The sequence below is a fragment of the Stutzerimonas decontaminans genome, from assembly GCF_000661915.1.
GTDB classification, from domain to species: domain Bacteria; phylum Pseudomonadota; class Gammaproteobacteria; order Pseudomonadales; family Pseudomonadaceae; genus Stutzerimonas; species Stutzerimonas decontaminans.
In genome coordinates, this window is sequence record NZ_CP007509.1 from 1302223 (window position 1) to 1316667 (window position 14445).

The 14445-nt window shown below is 63.7% G+C and carries 14 protein-coding genes; 5 read left to right on the plus strand and 9 right to left on the minus strand.

All coding sequences use genetic code 11. The features are described from left to right. Window positions 1–2: 2 nt before the first annotated feature. The 4 genes from livG to UIB01_RS06050 form a co-directional block, all read right to left on the minus strand. Window positions 3–770 carry a high-affinity branched-chain amino acid ABC transporter ATP-binding protein LivG gene (livG, locus tag UIB01_RS06035; RefSeq protein ID WP_038657814.1) on the minus strand — a complete coding sequence of 256 codons (768 nt, stop codon included), beginning with the start codon at window positions 768–770 and terminating at the stop codon, window positions 3–5. Beyond that, window positions 767–2023, minus strand: a complete 1257-nt coding sequence (locus UIB01_RS06040; protein ID WP_038657816.1) for a high-affinity branched-chain amino acid ABC transporter permease LivM — start codon at window positions 2021–2023, stop codon at window positions 767–769. The genes livG and UIB01_RS06040 overlap by 4 nt, the downstream gene beginning before the upstream one ends. Then, on the minus strand, window positions 2020–2943 hold the full coding sequence (gene livH, locus UIB01_RS06045) for a high-affinity branched-chain amino acid ABC transporter permease LivH (RefSeq protein WP_015276181.1): 924 nt from the start codon (window positions 2941–2943) through the stop codon (window positions 2020–2022). Before livH ends, UIB01_RS06040 begins: the two co-directional genes overlap by 4 nt. Before the next feature lie 256 nt (window positions 2944–3199). Further along, window positions 3200–4318, minus strand: coding sequence for a branched-chain amino acid ABC transporter substrate-binding protein (locus UIB01_RS06050; RefSeq protein ID WP_015276182.1), 1119 nt, complete (start codon window positions 4316–4318; stop codon window positions 3200–3202). Window positions 4319–4517: 199 nt separating this feature from the next. On the opposite strand from UIB01_RS06050, the gene UIB01_RS06055 reads away from it, so the two are divergent. Next, window positions 4518–4835, plus strand: coding sequence for a DUF2288 domain-containing protein (locus UIB01_RS06055; RefSeq protein ID WP_038657818.1), 318 nt, complete (start codon window positions 4518–4520; stop codon window positions 4833–4835). A gap of 30 nt (window positions 4836–4865) precedes the next feature. Here the strand turns inward: UIB01_RS06055 and phnE are convergent, their stop codons facing one another. The 5 genes from phnE to UIB01_RS06085 all read right to left on the minus strand — a co-directional run bounded on the left by phnE (window position 4866) and on the right by UIB01_RS06085 (window position 9494). Next, window positions 4866–5633, minus strand: coding sequence for a phosphonate ABC transporter, permease protein PhnE (gene phnE, locus UIB01_RS06060; protein WP_038657820.1), 768 nt, complete (start codon window positions 5631–5633; stop codon window positions 4866–4868). Beyond that, window positions 5630–6463, minus strand: coding sequence for a PhnE/PtxC family ABC transporter permease (locus tag UIB01_RS06065; protein WP_038657822.1), 834 nt, complete (start codon window positions 6461–6463; stop codon window positions 5630–5632). Before UIB01_RS06065 ends, phnE begins: the two co-directional genes overlap by 4 nt. Further along, window positions 6457–7287 carry a phosphonate ABC transporter ATP-binding protein gene (locus UIB01_RS06070; protein WP_038657824.1) on the minus strand — a complete coding sequence of 277 codons (831 nt, stop codon included), beginning with the start codon at window positions 7285–7287 and terminating at the stop codon, window positions 6457–6459. The genes UIB01_RS06065 and UIB01_RS06070 overlap by 7 nt, the downstream gene beginning before the upstream one ends. Window positions 7288–7330: 43 nt before the next feature. After that, entirely contained in the window at window positions 7331–8182 is an 852-nt protein-coding gene (locus UIB01_RS06075; protein ID WP_038657826.1) for a putative selenate ABC transporter substrate-binding protein, read from the minus strand. A gap of 499 nt (window positions 8183–8681) precedes the next feature. After that, complete coding sequence (locus tag UIB01_RS06085; RefSeq protein ID WP_038657830.1) at window positions 8682–9494, minus strand: undecaprenyl-diphosphate phosphatase; 813 nt, start codon at window positions 9492–9494, stop codon at window positions 8682–8684. Between the two features lie 281 nt (window positions 9495–9775). Here UIB01_RS06085 and UIB01_RS06090 point away from each other — a divergent pair, with 281 nt between their 5' ends. The 4 genes from UIB01_RS06090 (at window position 9776) to UIB01_RS06105 (ending at window position 14339) form a co-directional block, all read left to right on the plus strand. Continuing rightward, window positions 9776–10663, plus strand: a complete 888-nt coding sequence (locus UIB01_RS06090; protein ID WP_038657832.1) for an NAD(P)-dependent oxidoreductase — start codon at window positions 9776–9778, stop codon at window positions 10661–10663. After that, on the plus strand, window positions 10660–11442 hold the full coding sequence (locus UIB01_RS06095) for a hydroxypyruvate isomerase family protein (RefSeq protein ID WP_038657834.1): 783 nt from the start codon (window positions 10660–10662) through the stop codon (window positions 11440–11442). Before UIB01_RS06090 ends, UIB01_RS06095 begins: the two co-directional genes overlap by 4 nt. Before the next feature lie 121 nt (window positions 11443–11563). Next, window positions 11564–12910 carry a spinster family MFS transporter gene (locus UIB01_RS06100; RefSeq protein WP_038657836.1) on the plus strand — a complete coding sequence of 449 codons (1347 nt, stop codon included), beginning with the start codon at window positions 11564–11566 and terminating at the stop codon, window positions 12908–12910. A gap of 163 nt (window positions 12911–13073) precedes the next feature. Beyond that, window positions 13074–14339: an Hsp70 family protein gene (locus UIB01_RS06105; protein WP_038657838.1), complete on the plus strand. Its 1266-nt coding sequence runs from the start codon at window positions 13074–13076 to the stop codon at window positions 14337–14339. The last annotated feature ends 106 nt before the right edge of the window (window positions 14340–14445 follow it).

Consider the following 14445-nt stretch of genomic DNA (forward strand, 5'->3'; position numbering starts at 1 on the left):
GCTTACGCCTCCCCCAGATAGGCTTTGATCACGTCCGGATTGTTGCGCACCTGTTCGGGCGAACCATCGGCCAGCGGCGTTCCCTGATTGATCACATAGATGTGGTCGGAGATGCTCATGACCAGCTTCATGTCGTGTTCGATCAGCAGCACCGTGACGCCATGCTCGTCGCGCAGCATGGCGATCAGCGCCTTGAGGTCTTCGGTTTCCTTCGGATTGAGGCCGGCCGCCGGCTCGTCGAGCATGAGGATGCGCGGGCGCGTCATCATGCAACGGGCGATTTCCAGGCGGCGCTGCTGGCCATAGGCGAGGGTGCCAGCCGGACGGTTGGCGACGTCGGTCAGATTCACCTGCTCCAGCCAATGCGCGGCGAAATCCATCGCCGTGCGCTCGCTCTTGCGAAACCCCGGAGTCTTCAGTAGGCCGGCGAGGAAGTTGGTGTTCAGATGGCGATGCTGTGCCACCAGCAGGTTTTCCACCGCCGTCATGTCCTTGAACAGGCGGACATTCTGGAAGGTGCGTACCACGCCCTGACGAGCGATCTTGTGGCCGGGTAGACCGTGAATCGGCGTACCGTCGAGCAGGATTTCCCCGGCAGTCGGCTGGTAGAAGCCGGTCAGGCAGTTGAATACGGTGGTCTTGCCGGCGCCGTTGGGGCCGATCATCGAGACCACTTGCTTGTCATGTACCGTCAGCCCCACCTCGTTGACGGCTAGCAGGCCGCCAAAACGCATCATCAGGCCGCGTACTTCTAGAATCGGGCGGCTCATTGCTTCAGCTCCAGGTGTGGGCGCTGCATCGGCAGCAGACCTTGCGGGCGCCAAATCATCATCAGCACCATCAGGGCGCCGAACATCAACATGCGGTATTCACTGAATTCGCGCATCAGCTCGGGCAGCAGGATCATTACGATCGCCGCGAGGATCACCCCGAGCTGCGAGCCCATACCACCCAGCACCACGATGGCGAGGATGATCGCCGACTCGATGAAGGTGAAGGATTCCGGTGATACCAGCCCCTGACGGGCGGCGAAGAAGCTGCCGGCGAAACCGGCGAAGGTCGCGCCCAGGGTGAACGCCGAAAGCTTGATCACGGTGGGGTTCATGCCCAATGCGCGGCAGGCGATCTCGTCTTCGCGCAGGGCTTCCCATGCGCGCCCGATCGGCATGCGCAGCAGCCGGTTGATCACGAACAGCGTCAGCAGTACTAGCAGCAGGGCGATCAGGTAGAGGAAGATCACCTTGTTCACCGAGTTGTAGGCCACCCCGAAATATTCGTGGAACGTCTGCATGCCTTCGGCGGCACGGCGGTCGAAGGACAGGCCGAACAGCGTCGGTTTGTCGATGCCGCTGATACCGTTCGGGCCGCCGGTCACGCTGGTCATGTTGCGCAGCAGGATGCGAATGATCTCGCCGAAGCCGAGCGTCACGATCGCCAGGTAGTCACCGCGCAAGCGCAGCACCGGGAAGCCCAGCAGGAAGCCGAACAGGGCTGCCATCGCGCCGGCGATGGGCAAGGCGGTCCAGAACCCGACACCGTAGTAGTGCGAGAGTAGCGCATAGGTGTAGGCACCGACGGCGTAGAAGCCGACGTAACCCAGATCGAGCAGGCCGGCCAGGCCCACAACGATGTTCAGGCCGAGGCCGAGCATCACGTAGATCAGGATCAGCGTGGCGATGTCCACTGCGCCACGCGAGCCGTAGAACGGCCAGACCAGCGCAACCAGTACCAGCGCCAGGATGATCCAGCGTTGGGTCGAGGGCAGCGTGAGGAAGTTGCCGGCGCCGGCAGGCACGCTTGGCAAGCTGGGGCTTGCGGCCCAGCCAGCGGCCAGGTGCGTGCGGAACAGCTGCCAGACGAACATGGCCACTGCGCAGGCGGCGATGATCCAGAAGGTGCCGATATCGGCACCATGCACCTCGACGCGGATGCCGACGGTGGTGAGCTTCAGGCCGAACACCGGTACCGCCACGGCGATGACCAGCAAGGCGCTGAAGAAGGCTGTACGGAGATTGCCGCTCATACCTTTTCCACCTCCGGGCGGCCGAGGATGCCGGTGGGGCGGAACAGCAGAACGAGGATGAGCAGGCTGAACGCGACGACATCCTTGTACTGGTCACCGAAGATGTCCGCACCGAAGGCTTCCGCGACGCCAAGCACCAGCCCGCCGAGCATGGCACCCGGGATACTGCCGATACCGCCTAGCACTGCCGCGGTGAATGCCTTGATACCGGCAAGGAAGCCGATGTGCGGGTTGATCACCCCGTACTGCATGCTGATCAGCACCGCCGCGACGGCGGCCAGCGCAGCGCCGATGACGAAGGTCAGGGCGATGATGCTGTTGGTGTTGATGCCCAGCAGGTTGGCCATCTTCAGGTCTTCGGCGCAGGCGCGACAGGCGCGACCCAGACGTGACCGCGAGATGAACAGGGTCAGGCCGTACATTGCGACGAAGGTGACCACGAAGATCAGGATCTGCATGTAGGAGATCACCACGCCGTTCATGGCGCTTTCGCCTATGACCAGGTTGCCCGGCATCAGGTTGGGGATCGCCTTGTCCTTGGAGTCCTGGGCCAGCAGGACGACGTTCTGCAGGAAGATCGACATGCCGATCGCGGAGATCAGCGGGATCAGCCGGTTACTGCCGCGAAGTGGGCGATAGGCGACCCGTTCGATGCTGTAACCGTAGGCGCTGGTGACGATCATGGCGGCCACGAATGCGCCGATCATCAGGATCGGCAGTGCGTCCAGGCCCATCATGGACAGGCCGACGATCGCGATGAAGGTGACATACGAACCGATCATGTACACCTCGCCGTGGGCGAAGTTGATCATGCCGATGATGCCGTACACCATCGTGTAACCGATGGCGATCAGCGCGTAGGTGCTGCCCACGGTAAGTCCGTTGATCAGCTGTTGTAGGTAGTGGTAAAGCTCAGGCATCACTGCTCTCCCGAAGTCCCTGCAATTCCATTTCGCTCCGGCTGCGCTGCCCACTTCGAACACACCGCGCAACCTGGCGCGGTGCCACTGCGGTACGGTGCCTGGCGGATCACGCACGGCGCCGGTTCGAGGCGGGCCTGCTGTTCAGGCCGCTCGTCGGATTACAGGTACGGCGAGGCGGCCCGATGCTTGTGGCAGGACCGCCCGCTAAAACAAAGCCCACAAGCGAGTGTGGGCTTTGTCAGGCTGATGGAAATTACTTGGCTTCGGTCTTGGTGCCGTCCTGGTGCCATTCGTAGACGACGAAATTGAAGTCCTTCAGGTCGCCTTTCTCATCGAACGAGAGCATGCCGGTCGGGGTGTCGAAGGTATTGCTGCGCAGCGCTTCGGCCACCTTGTCGGTGTCGGTGCTGCCGGCTTTTTCGATGCCTTCGGCGATAACCTGAACCGCCGCGTAGGCCGGGAACACGAACGGGCCGCTCGGGTCTTGTTTCTTGGCCTTGAAGCCGTCAACCAGCTCCTTGTTGCGCGGGTCCTGGTCGAAGGATTTCGGCAGCGTTACGTACATTCCTTCGGAGGCCGGGCCGGCGATGGCGGAGATTTCCGAGTTGCCGACGCCTTCCGGGCCCATGAAGCGCACGTTCAGGCCTTTTTCCTTGGACTGACGCAGCAGCAGGCCCAGTTCCGGGTGGTAGCCGCCGTAATAGACGAAGTCCACGCCTTCACGCTTGAGCTTGGCGATCAGCGAGGAGAAGTCCTTGTCGCCGGCATTGATGCCTTCGAACAGGCCGACCTTGATGTTCTTGCCTTCCAGGGTCTGCTTGACCGCAGTCGCGATGCCTTCGCCGTACTGCTGCTTGTCGTGGATGACGGCGACGTTCTTCGGTTTGACGTGGTCGGCGATGAAGTTGCCGGCGGTCGGGCCCTGCAAGCTGTCGAGGCCGATGGTGCGGAAGATCAGTTCATAACCGCGGGAGGTGATGTCCGGGCTGGTGGAAGCCGCAGTGATCATCAGGATGCCTTCGTCCTCGTAGATGTCGGACGCGGGTTGCGTGGAGCTGGAGCAGAGGTGGCCGACCACGAACTTGACGTTATCGTTGACGATCTTGTTGGCCACCGCCACGGCCTGTTTCGGATCGCAGGCGTCGTCGTAGCGAACACCCTTCAGTTGCGCGCCGTTCACCCCGCCGGCCTTATTGATCTGCTCGATGGCCATTTCGGCCCCGATGAACTGCATGTCCCCGTACTGCGCCACCGGCCCGGTTACCGGCCCTGCCAATCCGATGCGGATGGTGTCGGCGGCCAGGGTGTAGCTGGCTGCGCCGGTCAGTGCCATTGCCAGGAAAATTTTCGAAAGACGCTGTTTGGTCTTCATAAGTGCTCCACTTGCATCGTTATTGTTTGAATCCTGCGGGCCGGAGCGCCGTTAAGAGGCGAACATCCCGAAACGCTCCGGCAACTGTACCGGCACAGTGTAGAAGTGTCTCCTTCGTTTGCACAGCCGGCAGATTCAACCGTTTGATGGGAATCTGGGCGCGGGTATCATTGCGCCCTTTTCGTATCTGGTGAGTCCCATGGCCGACGACGCAAGCACTCTTTATGCCAAGCTGCTGGGCGAAACTGCAGCGATCACTTGGCAGGAACTACAGCCGTTCTTCGCCCGTGGTGCGCTGTTGCAGGTGGCGGGGGATGCCGATCTGGTTGCAGTGGCGCAGGCCGTCGCCGAGGACGATCAGGCCAAGGTGGCCGCGTGGCTGAATGCTGGGCAGCTGTCTAAGATGCAGGCCGAGCAGGCGCAGGATTGGCAGCAGCGCGACCCTGACCTATGGGCTGTGGTGGTCGCACCTTGGGTGCTGGTGCAGGAGCGCGAACAACCATCCGTCGTGCACTGAAACAGGGCGGTGACGTCTCGCCGCCTTTGATCAGCTGCGTACCCAGCGCTGCCTGGCCCAGGCGCTGAGGCTGTCTACCGCCAGCACCATCAGAAGCATTGCCAGGATGACCGTCGAGGCCTGGGCTTCCTGAAATAGACTGAGGCTCATATAGAGCATCTGGCCCAGTCCGCCGGCGCCGACGAAACCGAGCACGCTGGCCATGCGGATATTGTTTTCCCAGCGGTACAGCGTGTAGGCCACCAACTGCGGCCAGAGCGAGGGCAGGGTGCCGTAGCAGAACGCAGCAATGCGTCCGCTACCGGCCAACCGCAGGGCGTCGCCGGGTTGCGCTGGGGTGTTCTCGAGCGCTTCGGCGAATAGGCGGCCAAGCACCCCGGTGGTATGCAGGGCCAGCGCCAGGGTTCCTGCATTCGGACCGAGGCCGGCGGCGAGCACCATCAGCGCTGCCCACACCAGTTCCGGTATCGCCCGCAGCGCATTGAGCAGCAGGCGCGACGCTGCCTGCGGGAGCAGACCGAAACGTCCGGCGGCAGGGAGTGCCAGCAGCAAGCCGAACAGGGCTGCGAGCAATGTGCCGATGGCGGACATCGCCAGTGTTTCCAGCGTGCCTTGGGCGATCGCCTGCAGGTGTTCGGGCGACAGGTCCGGTGCCATGAATCCCGAAGCGTAAGTGGCCATCTGCGCGAGTCCGTCGCGACTGAACAGGGCCGCGCTTTCCAGTTGCAGAAAGTTGAAGGCGGCCACGACGGCGGCGACCAGCCCGGCCGGGATCAGCAGGCGCGACAGCAGTCTCATGCGAACCTCCAGCGCAGCAGGCGGCTCAGCAGATCGGCCAGCAGCACTAGCATGAGAAACGTCAGCAGCATGCTGGCGACTTCACCGCCGGCAAACATGCGCATCGACAGATCCATTTGCTGGCCCAGCCCGCCGGCGCCGACGAAGCCCATCACCACCGAGGCGCGGATCGCGCACTCCCAGCGGTAAACGCTGTACGAGAGCATCTCGCCCGTGGCTTGCGGCAGTACTCCATAGAGGAATGCCTGCAGTCGCGAAGCACCGGCGCCCAGCAGGGCACGGGCGGGCAGCGGGTCGACCGACTCGAAGATTTCCGCGTAGACCTTGCCGAGCATGCCGGCGTATGTGATGGCGATGGCCAGCACGCCGGCGGTCGGGCCCAGCCCCACGGCGCGAACGAACAGCAGGGCCCAGACGATTTCCGGGATGCTGCGCAAAACGATCAGCAATCCGCGCACCGGCCAGCGCAAGGCCTGTGCCCACCAGGCCGGACGGCCGCCGCGGCTGAGCGCGGACAGGGACATTGCGCGGGTCGCAAGCAGAGCGCAGGGGAGGGCGACACCCAACGCCAGGGCCATGCCGGCGGTGGCGATGGCCAGGGTCTCCAGCGTGGCCTGCCAGAGTAGCTCGAGAAACTCGCCGCTGTGCTCAGGCGGCCAGAACGCCGAGACAAAGGTGCCCATGGTGTCGGCATTGCTGCCGTCGAACAGCACGCCAAGGTCCAGCTCGCTCAGTTTCAGCCCGGGCCACAGCAACGCCACCACCAGCAATGTCAGCATCAGGCGTGAAGCGGTAGCGGGGTCGTGGCGGACCAGCGCGGGGTTCAGCATCGCGGAATGTTCAGCAGCGGGGGCGGCGCAGCGGGTGGCGACGGGGCATGCTCGAGTTGCTCGTTGGCGTACAACGCGGTCAGCTCGTCGTGACCGATTGCAGTGGCGGGTTTGTCGAACAGGATGCAACCGTCACGCACGCCGACGATGCGCGGGAAGTGCTCCAGCGCCAACTCCACTGCGTGCAGGCTGGCCAGCAGTGTGGCGTTGCGGCGCTGCGCTTCGCGGCTGAGCACGTCCAGCGTGTGGCTGGCGAGCACCGGGTCCATGGCCGACACCGGTTCATCGGCGAGAATCAGATCCGGGGCCTGATAAAGCACCCGGGCGATTCCGACTCGCTGCAGCTGACCGCCCGATAGCTGGTCACAGCGCATGTACAGCTTGTCGGCAAGATCGAGACGCCCGAGCGCATCGGCGGCGCCCTGACGGTCCAGTGGAAAGATCAGGCTGAACAGGCTCTTGAACAGCGACCACTGACCAAGCCGACCGGCCAGCACCGCAGTGACCACGCGCTGCCTTGCGGGTAGCGGCGGCGCCTGGTGAATCAGGCCGATCCGCGTACGCAGTCGTTGCCGGGCGGTGGCGGCAAGCGTCCAGGGCTGCTTGCCGAGCAAATCGAGCTCGCCCTGGTCGGGCTTGAGCGAGGTGGCCAGAAGACGCAGCAGCGTGGTCTTGCCAGCCCCGGATGGCCCGATGATCGCGACGCGCTCACCTTGGGCGATCTGCAGATCGATTCCGCGCAAGGCAACCTGGCCGCCGGCGTGGGTATGCCCCACGCCGGCCAGCTTCACCATTGGTTCGGGTTCGGCCGCGCAGTCTGGCATTGGCGGCGCCTGCAAGGTGCTCATGTGCGTGAAACGCGCAACGTCACTTCAGCAGTCCGGCCGCCCGCGCGGCTTCTTCGATGCCGGCGTAGTTTTCCGGCTTGGTCTCGATGAAGCGGCTGGCGGCCTGCAGGTCAAGGATCGCCTTGTGCTCGGGGTTGGCCGGGTCGAGGGCGAGGAACGCTGCCTTGATCTTCTCGACCAGAGCCGGGTCGAGATTGCCACGCACCGTCCAGTTGTAGTCGTAGTAGGGAGGCGTGGTGGAGATCACGCGGACCTTGGCGGTGTCGACCTTGCCGGCCGCGACCAGCTTGTCCCATACCGAGGCATTGAGCACGCCGGCGTCGGCCTTGCCGGCTTCGACCCAGGCGGCGGTGGCGTCGTGAGCGCCTGAGTAGGCGATGCGCTTGAAGAACTGCTCCGGCTGGATGCCGTCCTTGAGCATGAAGTAGCGCGGCATCAGGCTGCCTGAGGTCGACGACACCGAGCCGAAGGCGAAGGTCTTGCCCTTGAGGTCGGCCAGTGACTTCACCGCAGGATCGGCGGTGATGAACTTGCTGGTGAACTGCTCATCCTGCTCGCGCTGCACCAGTGGGATTGCATTGCCGGTCTTCAGACGGGTCTGGACGAAGGTGAAGCCGCCCAGCCAGGCGAGATCGAGACGGTCGGAGGCCAGGGATTCGACGACAGCGGCATAGTCCGATACCGGGGTGAACTTCACCGGCATGCCCAGCTGTTGCTCCAGGTATTCGCCCAGCGGCTTGAACTTGCGGATCAGCTCGGTCGGGGCTTCGTCGGGGATGGCGGAAACCCGCAGGGCTTCAGCGGCGTGGGTGGTGGCAATAGACAGGGACAGGGCAAAGCCGGCAACGGCTGCCAGGGAGCGCTTCAGCATTGAGGGTTCTCCGGTTCAATAGCGGAAAAAGCGCGCGGATTATAAAGCGCGGGAGGCGTGCGACGCCAAGCGAAAGCTGAGCAGGGCGCTCGGAGCATTCGTCGTGCAGTTCAGTGCAGAAATATCGTGTAACACGACGAACTTTTTTCAGGCCCCAAACCTAAGTGATCTGTAGTGGCCGAATAAATGCAATGTGCCACCCCGCAGGCAAAGGAAGCGAATGTGAAGTGCGATAAGAAGTGTCGGTCCACCATGGTCTGGGCAGATGGTCACTCATTCAGAGAGGTAGCGAGAATTCAGGCGCAACCCGTTGGCAGCGCCGAAGTACGTAGCGTGCCTTTGACCGAGAAAATGTTCACCGAAGCACGTATCGCAGCTGTCCTGCTTGGCCCATTGCTGATCGACCTGCCCCAGGGCTGATAGCGCATGGAGCTCCGGCCGGCGCCGCGGAAGCGAGGGATCGCGAACCGCGGCAAGGTGTTCACCGTATCAGTCGTGCTCAGGCGTCGCTGAATAGCACCAGCAGCACCACGCCAAGGATCAAACGGTAGATCACGAACGGCAGCATGCCGACGCGCTCCAACAGCTTCAGGAAGAAGTGGATGCACAGGTAGGCGCTCACCGCCGACAGCACCACACCCAGGCCCATCGCCGTCCAGTCCACGGCTATGCCACCTTCCACCAGGTCGAGCGTGCTCAGTGCACTGGCGAGCACGATGATCGGGATCGACAACAGGAAGGAGAAGCGCGCCGCCCCTGAGCGCGATAGACCCAGTAGCAGGCCGGCGGTCATGGTGACGCCCGAGCGCGAGGTGCCGGGAATCAGCGCCAGGGCCTGAGCGCAGCCGATCAACAGGATGTCTTTCCAGCTGAGGCTGTGCTCATCGCGCGGCTGCGGCGTTTTCCGACTGACCACATCCGACCACCACAGCAACAGGCCGAAGCCTATGGTCGCCCAGGCGATCACCAGCGGCGAGCGCATCTGCTCTTCGATAAAACCCTTGAACAGCAGCCCGGCGATGCCGGCCGGAATCGTCCCGATGATCACGGCCCAAGCCAGTCGGCTGTCACCCACGCGCTCACGCTTCGCCAGCGAAGCGAACCAGTCGCGGGTCATGCCGAACACTTCCTGGCGGAAGTACCAGACCACGGCGAACAGGGTGCCGAGGTGCACGGCCACATCGAAAGCCAATCCCTGGTCTTCCCAACCCGCCAGATGCGGGAAGAGGATCAGATGAGCCGAGCTTGATACCGGCAAGAACTCGGTAAGCCCCTGCACGATGGCCAGGACGATGATCTGAAGTAAATCCATTGTTTGTTTCCTGCGATTTCTTTTGATGCACGCGTATCGCCGAGGCGGACGTACGTTGAGCGGATGGATCTGTACGGGGTGAAGCCCCGGGGCCTCCTTCAGAGGCGCTCAAAAGCGGATCGTTCCGATTGGTCGGGCAATTTGCTGGATTGGCAGGCGCGGCATTGTGACATCAAGTGATGGCCAGGTAACGGGTTCTGCTGGAGCGCCAGCAAGGCAGCATGGCTGCCGACTGCGCTGCGGCGCTAGAATCAGAGCCTCGTTCGCCAAGGAGTTGCCCCATGTCCGACCTGCCAACCCTCGCCTTTGCCGGTATCGGCCTGATGGGCTTGCCGATGTGCCGACGGCTGCTTGCCGCGGGTTATCGTCTGGTGGTGTGGAATCGTTCGCCGGAGAAGTGCGAGCCGCTGATCGAACTGGGCGCTCGGGCGGTGGCCACACCCGCCGAACTCTGCGCGGAGGCGGACATCGTCCTGCTTTGCCTGGCTGACACTGCCGCTGTGCGCGAGGTGCTGTTCGGCAAGGGCGGTATCGCCGAAGGTGGCAAGGCCGGCAAGCTGCTGGTTGATCACTCCAGCCTGGAGCCGACTGCGACGCGTGATATGGCCGCGGAGCTGGAGTTTCGCAGCGGTATGCGCTGGGTCGATGCCCCGGTATCCGGAGGCACGGCGGGCGCGGAGGCCGGCAGCCTGGTGATCATGGCAGGCGGGCGCGTCGAGGACGTCGAGCGGGTGCGCCCTGTGCTGATGAATCTCGGCCAGCGCCTGACCCATATGGGCGAGGTTGGCGCCGGCCAGGTGACGAAGGTCTGCAACCAGATGATTGTTGCCTGCAACGCGCTGGTGATCGCCGAGGTGGTGGCCTTGGCCGAACGTGCCGGGGTCGATGCAAGTTTGCTGGCACCGGCACTGGCTGGAGGCTTCGCCGACTCCAAGCCGCTGCAGATCCTCGCTCCACAGATGGCGGCGAGTGAGTTCGAGCCAGTGAAGTGGCATGTGCGCACCTTGCTCAAAGATCTCGACACCGCGGTGAAGCTGTCCCGCGAGCAGGGCTCGGCAACGCCATTGAGCGGACTGGCGGCACAGCTGATGCGTCTGCACGGCAGCCAGGGCAATCTGGAGCGCGATCCCGCCACGCTGGTGCAGATGTACCGGGAGGACGACCAATGAAGATCGCCGCCAATCTGTCGCTGCTGTTCACCGAGCTGCCGCTAACCGAACGCGTTCTTGCCGCCCGCGTCGCCGGTTTCGATGGGGTGGAGATCCAGTTTCCCTATGAAGTGCCGGCCATTCGCTTGAAAGAACAGCTCGAGCGTGCCGGCATGCCACTGGTGCTGATCAATCTGCCCGCCGGCGATCTGCTGCAGGGCGGTCCTGGTCTGGCGGCAGTGCCGGATCGGCAGGAGGCCTTCGACGCTGCGCTACAGGAGGCGCTGACCTATGCGTTGATGGTTCGCCCTGCCAGCGTCAACGTGCTGCCGGGTCGCCTCGCCGAGGGCGTCGACCGAGAGCTGGCGCTGGAGACGCTCGAGCACAACCTGTGGAAGACCGCCGACGCCTTCGACATGCTCGGCATCCGTGTGCTCTGCGAAGCGATCAACCCGCTCGACATGCCAGGCTTTCTGATCAACAGCGCGGCGGATCTGGAGACGCTGCTGGGGCGGGTCGATCACCCCAACTGCATGGCGCAGCTGGATTTCTACCATATGGCCCGCCAACAGCTGGACCTGCCCAACTGCATCGCCCAGTTGGGTGAGCGCATCGGTCATGTGCAGTTCGCCGATTGCCCGGGCCGCGGCGCGCCCGGTAGCGGTGAGCTGGACTTCAGCGCAGCGCTGCAAGCCTTGCAGGCCGCCGGCTACCAGGGCTGGCTGAGCGCCGAGTACAAACCGGGCGAGCAGGGCACCGATGCCAGCCTGGGCTGGCTGGCCGATTGGCGCGAGCGGTGAGCCATCGCGCGGCATAAGCGAAGGTGATGTTCGGAGACAGGAGCAGGCACAGACTCTAGAGTCATCGTCGAGTCCCGGCTGGTCTGCGGCCGGAAATATAAGAACAATCGAGACCGACGTCATGCAGCCTTCCACCCAAGCATCCAACGCCTGGCGCGTGCTGTTTCTGCTGTTCCTGGCGAACCTGTTCAACTTCTTCGATCGCACCATTCCGGCGATCATCGCCGAGCCGATCCGCCTGGAGTGGAGCCTCAACGACTTCCAGCTCGGCCTCATCGGCACCGCCTTCACCATCGTCTACGCCATTGCCGGGCTGCCCCTGGGGCGCATGGCCGATCTCGGTTCGCGACGCAAGATCATGGGTTGGGGGCTCACCGCCTGGAGCGGCCTGACCGCGGTCAACGGGCTGGCCTGGAACTTTTGGAGTTTCCTGCTGGTGCGCATGGGCATCGGCATCGGCGAGGCCAGTTACGCGCCCGCCGCTAACTCGCTGATCGGCGACCTGTTCCCGGCGCACAAACGCGCGCGGGCCATGGGCATCTTCATGCTCGGCCTGCCGCTGGGGCTGCTGCTGGCTTTTTTCACCATCGGCTCGATGGTCGAAGCGTTCGGCAGCTGGCGTGCGCCTTTCTTTATCGCTGCCGTGCCAGGCCTGGTACTGGCGCTGTTTATCTTCTTCATCAAAGAGCCCAAGCGTGGCGCCGCCGAGACTGTCAAGGTATCCCAGGAGCCGGTGAAGCAGCCGATGCGCAAAGTGTTGTCGATTCGCACCTTCTGGTGGCTGGTGCTGGCCGGCCTGGCATTCAACTTCGCCACCTATGCGTGCAACGCCTTCATGGTGCCGCTGCTGATGCGCTATCACGGTGTTTCGCTGGTCCAGGCGTCTGTCGCCACCGGCGTGATCGTCGGCTTGACCGGTCTGTTCGGGCTGACGCTGGGTGGCTGGGTTGCCGATCGCATTCACCAGCGCTTCGCCCGCGGTCGCCTGATCTTCGCGGCGGTGAGCATGCTGATTGCCACGCTCGCGACCGGCTACGCGCTGCTCGCCGGGCGGATCGACGTGGGCCTGTTCGTTGCGGTCTTCAGCATCGGCTGGCTGTTCTCCTACAACTTCTATACCTGCGTCTACACGGCAATTCAGGACGTGGTCGAGCCGCGTCTGCGGGCCACGGCCATGGCGCTGTTCTTCGCCGGGCTGTATCTGCTCGGTGGCGGTATGGGGACGGTAGTGGTCGGTCTGCTTTCGGACCATTTCGCCGAAGCGGCCATGCTCGCCGCGGGCGCCAGCGAGATGGCCGAGGCCTTCCGCGCCGAGGGGCTGCACGGGGCGATGTACCTGATACCCGCCTCGTTGCTGCTGACCATGTTGTTCCTCTTCCAGGCGTCGCGGACCTTCTGTGCCGATGCCAAGCGCATGACTGCCGGGATGACGGCCGATGCGCCCGGCGCGGAGGCAGTGCCCGCCTGATACGGCGTTGCGTTATGGGGTTTGTGCCCGGACCATCGATGGCCGGGCATTTTTTTTTTCGTCTGGAGAAAGCCATCGAGTGGCCAACCGACGATAGGCCTGCATCGGCGGGCCGCCTCCTTTACACTGCGCGGCCGTTTTTTCAGTACCCGTGGAACACGCCATGCTCAACGCCTCATCCGCCCGCGCCTGCGGCATCGACTTCGGTACTTCCAACTCCACGGTTGGTTGGTGGCGCCCGGACATGGACCCGCTGATCGCGCTGGAGGGCGAGCAGCCGACCTTGCCTTCGGTAGTGTTCTTCAACCTCGAGGAGCGCCGGCCGGTCTATGGTCGCCAAGCGTTGAGCGAATACCTCGAAGGCTACGAAGGGCGCCTGATGCGCTCGCTCAAGAGCCTGCTCGGCTCGAAGCTGTTGAAAAGCGAAACCACGGTGCTTGGCAGCGCCATGCCGTTCAAGGAAATCCTCGGCCTGTTCCTCGGCACCCTCAAGCAGCGCGCTGAGACGGCTGCGGGCCGGCCATTCGAGCAGGTCGTGCTGGGGCGGCCGGTGTTTTTCGTCGATGACGACCCGCAGGCCGACCGGGAGGCGGCCGACACCCTGGCCGCTGCCGCCCGCAAGATCGGCTTCAAGGACGTGTCCTTCCAGTACGAGCCGATCGCCGCTGCTTTCGATTACGAGTCGCGTATCGAATGTGAAGAGCGCGTGCTGATCGTGGATATCGGCGGTGGTACCTCCGACTTCTCGCTGGTGCGGCTATCGCCCGAGCGCCGGTCTGTCGATGATCGCCAGGCGGACATTCTTGCTACTGGCGGCGTGCACATCGGCGGAACCGACTTCGACAAGCAGCTCAGCCTGAGCGGGGTGATGCCGCTGTTCGGCTATGGCAGCCGGATGAAGAGCGACGCACCGATGCCGACCAGTACGCACCTCAACCTGGCCACCTGGCACACCATCAATGCAGTCTACGCGCCGGCCTCGCTACGGGCGTTGCAGAGCATGCGCTACGACATCGTCGACCCCACCGGCATTGATCGGTTGTACCGCCTGATCGAACAGCGTGCCGGGCACTGGCTGGCCATGCAGGTGGAGCAGGGCAAGATCGAGCTGACCGAGGCGGAGCGTTTCGCCATCGATTTCCAGCGTATCGAACCGCAATTGCAGGCCGAGCTGACGCGCCAGGGTTTCGAAAGCGCCATCGCCGCACTGCTTGACCGTATCGGTGGCAGCATCGCGCAGCTGCTGGCGGATGCCGGCGTGCGCCACGATGAGGTCGATACGGTGTTCTTCACCGGTGGCTCCAGCGCCATTCCGGCATTGCGCGACAGCGTTGCCGGGCTGTTGCCCCGTGCACGGCATGTGGAAGGCAATCGCTTCGGCAGTATCGGCAGCGGATTGGCCATCGAGGCGCGCAAGCGCTACGGTTGAGGCGGGAACCTCCGTGCCGCCGACACAAATCTTCACATTGCCGGGATAACACCCGGATTGGCGTGCGGGTCTCAATACGGATGCTCCAGCGGAGCGTGTCATTGAG

Coding starts and splice junctions, on each gene's coding strand:
- UIB01_RS06050 (WP_015276182.1), bottom strand. CDS start 4,318: ATGAAGACCAAACAGCGTCTTTCGAAAATTTTCCTGGCAATGGCACTG.
- UIB01_RS06090 (WP_038657832.1), top strand. CDS start 9,776: ATGTCCGACCTGCCAACCCTCGCCTTTGCCGGTATCGGCCTGATGGGC.
- UIB01_RS06040 (WP_038657816.1), bottom strand. CDS start 2,023: ATGAGCGGCAATCTCCGTACAGCCTTCTTCAGCGCCTTGCTGGTCATC.
- UIB01_RS06070 (WP_038657824.1), bottom strand. CDS start 7,287: ATGCCAGACTGCGCGGCCGAACCCGAACCAATGGTGAAGCTGGCCGGC.
- UIB01_RS06085 (WP_038657830.1), bottom strand. CDS start 9,494: ATGGATTTACTTCAGATCATCGTCCTGGCCATCGTGCAGGGGCTTACC.
- UIB01_RS06065 (WP_038657822.1), bottom strand. CDS start 6,463: ATGCTGAACCCCGCGCTGGTCCGCCACGACCCCGCTACCGCTTCACGC.
- phnE (WP_038657820.1), bottom strand. CDS start 5,633: ATGAGACTGCTGTCGCGCCTGCTGATCCCGGCCGGGCTGGTCGCCGCC.
- livH (WP_015276181.1), bottom strand. CDS start 2,943: ATGCCTGAGCTTTACCACTACCTACAACAGCTGATCAACGGACTTACC.
- UIB01_RS06095 (WP_038657834.1), top strand. CDS start 10,660: ATGAAGATCGCCGCCAATCTGTCGCTGCTGTTCACCGAGCTGCCGCTA.
- UIB01_RS06055 (WP_038657818.1), top strand. CDS start 4,518: ATGGCCGACGACGCAAGCACTCTTTATGCCAAGCTGCTGGGCGAAACT.
- livG (WP_038657814.1), bottom strand. CDS start 770: ATGAGCCGCCCGATTCTAGAAGTACGCGGCCTGATGATGCGTTTTGGC.
- UIB01_RS06075 (WP_038657826.1), bottom strand. CDS start 8,182: ATGCTGAAGCGCTCCCTGGCAGCCGTTGCCGGCTTTGCCCTGTCCCTG.
- UIB01_RS06105 (WP_038657838.1), top strand. CDS start 13,074: ATGCTCAACGCCTCATCCGCCCGCGCCTGCGGCATCGACTTCGGTACT.
- UIB01_RS06100 (WP_038657836.1), top strand. CDS start 11,564: ATGCAGCCTTCCACCCAAGCATCCAACGCCTGGCGCGTGCTGTTTCTG.